The following is a 5,572-nucleotide window of genomic DNA, read 5'->3' on the forward strand; positions in this document are numbered from 1 at the left end:
CTCCCCATCCTCATACAACGGGTCAGGAAAACCATTCGGAAAGAAAAACTTCTTATACTCCTCCATACTTGACCAAGGATATTCAACCCCATCAGCAGCAATCACCACCCTGTTGACAAAGAACTCTTCCACCCGAGACAAACTCTCTTGCGAAAGTTCGAATCCCCACCCAAATAACACTTTGTACAGCCCGCTACCATGAATTGGACGAATACTGTAGTACGTATCCATCTCTTCAAGAATATTCACACATGCGCTTATATCATCATCAGCCATAGTAAAAAGCTGCTCAAAATTCTTATACAAAACGAAAAGCCCCTGCCGCATATCCCTATCCCTAATCAAACATGCCTCTTCAGCAGCCCAACGCATATTAAAACCTTCGGGAAAACTGTAGGTAGGGTCGATAGTTTTAACTAACCGCCTGGCGAAGTCCAGATACGATACCACCCCAGCACAATCAACAGTAATGACAGCCCACCCCTCCGCTTCCAGGTATGGCAGCATATGGTTCTCCCAGTACCCGTTCTCACGGATAAACAAAGGGGCAATGAATTCCTCGGCAGACCGTAACTGCTTGTAAGCCATGGTTATTTTTCTCCCTTACTCTACTATCAAGATAAATGTGTGATAATGATCCGGGCTGTAATAGATACTGCCATTACTACCCACTATCAACCGGTCATCACCACGAGTCGTCTCAGGCTTCCCGTTAGTCTTCAACTCAACTCTACCGTTTTCACCAATCTTTGGTTGAGGTGCCATGAAATCCATTTCCGTATAGGTAATAGGGTTCCCTTCAACATCGGTAGTGGGCAAAATATCGCCTACACCCTCACCATCCATAGGATGGTTTTCAAATTTCCTGCACTCATTAGCGCCAGGATAGTGCGGAGGAGCTCCATCCTTCATAATCTTCTGCGTAGTCTGCTGGAGATGCTCAGCAGTTTCTTGAGGAATCTGTCCCTGATAGTCCTCGCTCCTTACCACCCGGTGGTGCTTCAAACCCTCCTCATCAAGCTGCATTGCAGTCTGCAAATCTGGCGCAAATCGCTCGGCGTCTTTCCACAACGCATGCTGAGGACGAGGACCCAGATCTTTTGGAGGTGCCTCAGTAAATTCTCTGCCCTCAAGATCAGCCTGCTTTTTACGGTTCTCATATTCCCTTAAAACAGATTTTGCATCCCTGTATTTTTTTCCTTCGCTATAAATTCATCGGAGTCATAATAGTCAGTGCGTGGGCGTCCATTCTTATCCTTCCCCCTCCACTCTTTACGACGAACACCCTCCAACTTCTCATCCAGACGAGTCTGCACATCACGCATCGAAACCGTCGGCCCTTCAGCGGCACTAGCGCCCCTTGCCGGAGACAGGTTCTCGATCCTTGACTCTCCACCGGACGCAACGGCACTACCCCAGGACGAGCACGCTCCGACGACGACATACCCCCAGGCACACGCAGCTCATGAGCACCCCACCGAATCCCAAAACGACTCAGCAAAGGCTTCAAAACAAACTTAAGACCCTTACCAACACCAAGCGTTACCAGATCAGTAAGAGCGCTAAACAGACCCCTGATTACTAGAAGAAACGCCCCAATTGTGCCTGCCCTCTTACTACACCTCTATAAATTTCAAAGATAATTTATACATAATAACAACACAATAAACACTAAAAACTAAACCAATACAATGTCTAGAAAATTAAAATGGGATACGAGAACTAAACTCTATATTATAAATGTGACAAAAATATAATAAAAATATTAATAAATTATTATTTTGCAGATATTTTACTTAAATTTACATTAAATATTTAATAGAAAATAGTTTCTAAATATAAATCTAAACAGCAGCTTAGTGACCTTAATTTAATTTTACATCAAGTTATAGATATTAACCGATCACAAGGAATGAGCTACGACCGGAGGCGTCCCTTTTTCAGAATATGCTATACATTTAATACAAGCATTTTATATCCAAAAGAATCCAGAAAAGAACCCAACACTGTTTCACTACTTTGACTGATATACTACTCAGCCATATGAGTCATACCCGAGCGCACAACCTCAGTCATACCAGCCTTATCCACCGAATCCATCACCGAACACAACGCAGCCGATAACAACCGCGACTCAGCATAAGGACTAAACCGGTACTGCTGCAGGCTAGGTTCTTTACCCGCAATCAAGGTCAGCATAAAATTCTCAAGCGACCAGTCAGAAGCATCTTTGACGACCTTGACCATATCGGACCCATGAGCCTGCATCCACGCCTGATCTATAGTCTGATTCTCAAACCCAGTACCAGTTGAATTGAGCGGGTACAGGTTAGGTTTTGAAGAATTTTGAGCCTCAAGATCAAGCACCTTTTTAAGAGCTTCTTCTGTCCGTTGCTGGATCTGCTCGGTACCGTCAGAAATCTCTTCAGTATGGTCTTTGGTGCCAGGCAAACTTGCAACGATCTCTTGCTCCGCTAAAGCCTCCTGAGTGTTTGGGAACTCAGGAAGATGATATCCATGTTCTTTCAACCCTTGCGTCAGCTCAAAAATAAACGCAATCAACTTACTGAGCTTTTGCATCAGAACATCCGTCTCAGGACCTTGCGCATCTTGATCCAGACCGTGCACAGGCACATAGCCAGGTACCTCGAACTTATGACTATTCCAAAGCTGGGCAAAATTATTGTATCGCGTCAAAATACGAATAAAGTCTGATTCCCACGTAGAACCAAGCAGGTCTGCCCGGTAATCCGGAGTGATTTCCTGACCATGCTGAATAGACGCCGTGATGCGGCTTATGGCTTCAAGAGCCGTAGCAATAGTTTCTAGAGATGCAATATCATCACGCATTTCTGCCAACAACAGCAAATAGTTAGGATAGGTAATCGTAATAGTCTCGGTCGTGCGGGGATCTTCGGTTAGTTTTCCAATAAACCAACTATAGCCGACATCTGTCATGGTAGTGCCTCTCCTGATATATCTTTCTCGGTGATTATTGATAGGTTATGTTCATGATAATTGTGGCACAAGGGTAAAGATAAAACGTAATGCCACTACCCTGCGCCAACTTCTTATGGTAGTTCCAAAATCCTCAAAAGGATTAGGTATATAGGACGCAAAAACCCAGCTTGAACCTCAAGACGACTATTCTTCTACGGGATATCCTGCATCACCCGTAAACGCAGGACTCTCCGGGTACCTTTCAGGATCAAAAATCCACTCCCCCCGCTCATCACACCGAGGAGCCGGGAACCCCTGAGGAAAATATTTTTTCTTCCGCTCCTCATGCCAAGTCCACGGATACTCCACCACCTCCGGATTAGCAATCAGAATCTCATTATTTCCTGTAAAAAACTGCTCCACACGCGGCAAAGAAGCCCGGCTCACCCCGAACCCATACCCTAGAGTCACCTCATAATCATCCCCAGACCGAGGATATGGGCTAGGACGCATAGGATAGTCCAGACGCATATAATCAACCATATGCACGGCATAGATAGCATATCTATCATTGCCAAGACGATCTGCCATCGACAGTACGTCCTCAAAGTTTTTATAGTACACAAACAGCCCCTGACGCAGATCAAGCCAATCAACCTCAGTAGCATATTCAAAAGCCCAATGGACATCAAACTCATACGGAAAAGAGTCCCAGTCGAAGTCCAAAGCTGTTAAAAGACGACGCCCAAATTCCAATGATCCAGTGGCTCCAGCACAGTCAACCTCTGCGATATACCACCCTTCACGCTCAAGATAGGGCTTCATACAATTCTGCCAATACCCATCTTCCTCAATGAAAATCGGGGCAATAAAAGGTTTTGAAAGATTATGTTCATACGGCATACTGTTTCTTTCCCAAAATTAACTCACGAGGCAAATAAAGATATAGAACACGACCTGGGGTATAACCCATATACGTCATCTAGCTAACCACCAGATGCCTTGATACTATGAGTCCATACTGCCAGTGTAGGAAGTGCTCTCGGGGTACTCATCAGGGTCAGTCACCCAGATACCATTCTCATCATACCGAGGATCGGGAAAACCATTAGGGAAGTATTTCTTCTTCCGCTCTTCCTGTTGAGACCAAGGGTATTCAGTATCAGGACCAGCACAGATTATTTCGTGACCTTCAAAATACTCCTCAACGCGAGGGAGAAAATCTTTCGACACCTCAAGCCCATACCCAAAAAGAACCTCATATTCGTCATCACGCCACATAGGACGCCGTGGGTAATAAGCATTCATAATGTAAAGGATATCCACACTATACCTAACATAACCCTCCATGTTTAAATCGTCAGCCATAGATAGAACATCTTCAAAGTTTTTATAGTAGACAAACAATCCTTGACGCATATCAAGCCAATCGATATCCTCTGCATATTCTTCAGCCCATTTCAAATCAAATATATGCGGGAATGAACTCCAATCAAAACTGATAGCATTCATAAAACGAATAGCAAAATCATAGGCATCCATAACCCCTGCGCAATCAACTATAACAACATGCCACCCCTCCTGACGCAGAGAAGGAAGCATATAGTTTTCCCAATAATTATTATCTCGTATAAAAACAGGGATACTAAACGGTTTAGAATATAAATCCTCATAAGGCATATTCGTTTCCTTTCAAAATTAATCAACAAGGCGGACAAAAGTTAAATAGTGATCTGGCGAATAGTAAATACTTCCATTGCTTCCTACTACGATACGATGTGTTCCCCGATTAAGTCCTGGCTTACCATTTTCTTTGATGATATACTCTGGCGGTTTTGCATCATATTCAGTATATGTAATAAGATTACCATCCTTATCTTTTGTTGGGAGTATTTTACCATTTTTACTGCCTATAGGGCTATTCTCGAAAACCTTAGAACTACTCAACTCTTAAACACGACTAAATAAATTTAAAATACAAAAACACTGGCCCCTGCAACAAAGCAAAACCGCAGGAACCAGTAGTTTTTATATGAGACTATCTCCACTAATTTACCTGAAGAGAACTCCACGTGAATAAATATTGTAAGATCTGGTTAAAAAGCCAAAAATGAGAACCCCTGGTATTACTTACTCTCATATTTCCAGCTCTCCAAAACCTCATCATTATTCTTCACATACAAAGGATGCTCCGCCCCAGGGTCATTTTCATCGAAATCAGGAATCACGATCGCCCGACCCTCAAAGTACTCCAACACCTGATCAAGATGCTCTTGAGAAACCTCCATACCATAAAGGATATTCGCAGGATCATACTCCCCATTCTCATCCTTCGAATACCGGTACCTCAGCTCAGTATCCACAGTCTGCAACAGCTGTGCAGCCCACTTCGCCATATAATAATGAGGATCATGAGGACTCTGGAATAGCGCATCATAATTCTTCAAAACAAAAAAGAACCCCTGACTCAAATCCAACCAATGCAAATCCTCAAGATACTCATGAATCCAATCATCCGGCAACCGAGGAATCTCATCAGGAAACTCAATAGCCTCAAAAACCATCACAGCAGCTTCCGCAGACCCCGAAGACTCCAATAACTTTTCACAGGAAAGCTCAATAATCTTCCACC

Annotated in this window: 7 protein-coding genes; all 7 read right to left on the minus strand. The window is 43.6% G+C overall.

Annotation, left to right across the window (positions count from 1 at the left end; all coding sequences use genetic code 11):
- Positions 1-588, minus strand: a 588-nt coding sequence (locus HMPREF3016_RS01535) for a hypothetical protein (RefSeq protein WP_070739640.1), incomplete at its 3' end; no start/stop codon positions are given.
- A gap of 15 nt (positions 589-603) precedes the next feature.
- Positions 604-1,026 carry a ribonuclease domain-containing protein gene (locus HMPREF3016_RS11205; RefSeq protein ID WP_246828412.1) on the minus strand — a complete coding sequence of 141 codons (423 nt, stop codon included), beginning with the start codon at positions 1,024-1,026 and terminating at the stop codon, positions 604-606.
- Between the two features lie 1,005 nt (positions 1,027-2,031).
- Positions 2,032-2,958: a hypothetical protein gene (locus HMPREF3016_RS11210; protein ID WP_246828413.1), complete on the minus strand. Its 927-nt coding sequence runs from the start codon at positions 2,956-2,958 to the stop codon at positions 2,032-2,034.
- Between the two features lie 186 nt (positions 2,959-3,144).
- Complete coding sequence (locus HMPREF3016_RS01550) at positions 3,145-3,843, minus strand: hypothetical protein (RefSeq protein ID WP_070739643.1); 699 nt, start codon at positions 3,841-3,843, stop codon at positions 3,145-3,147.
- 105 nt (positions 3,844-3,948) lie between these two features.
- Positions 3,949-4,620: a hypothetical protein gene (locus HMPREF3016_RS01555; protein WP_070739646.1), complete on the minus strand. Its 672-nt coding sequence runs from the start codon at positions 4,618-4,620 to the stop codon at positions 3,949-3,951.
- Positions 4,621-4,638: 18 nt separating this feature from the next.
- Positions 4,639-4,887, minus strand: coding sequence for a ribonuclease domain-containing protein (locus HMPREF3016_RS10655; RefSeq protein WP_141757689.1), 249 nt, complete (start codon positions 4,885-4,887; stop codon positions 4,639-4,641).
- A gap of 179 nt (positions 4,888-5,066) precedes the next feature.
- Positions 5,067-5,572, minus strand: a 506-nt coding sequence (locus HMPREF3016_RS01560) for a hypothetical protein (RefSeq protein ID WP_070739649.1), incomplete at its 5' end; no start/stop codon positions are given.

Source organism: Rothia sp. HMSC065D02 (assembly GCF_001815285.1).
In the GTDB taxonomy this organism is placed as follows: Bacteria; Actinomycetota; Actinomycetes; order Actinomycetales; family Micrococcaceae; genus Rothia; species Rothia dentocariosa.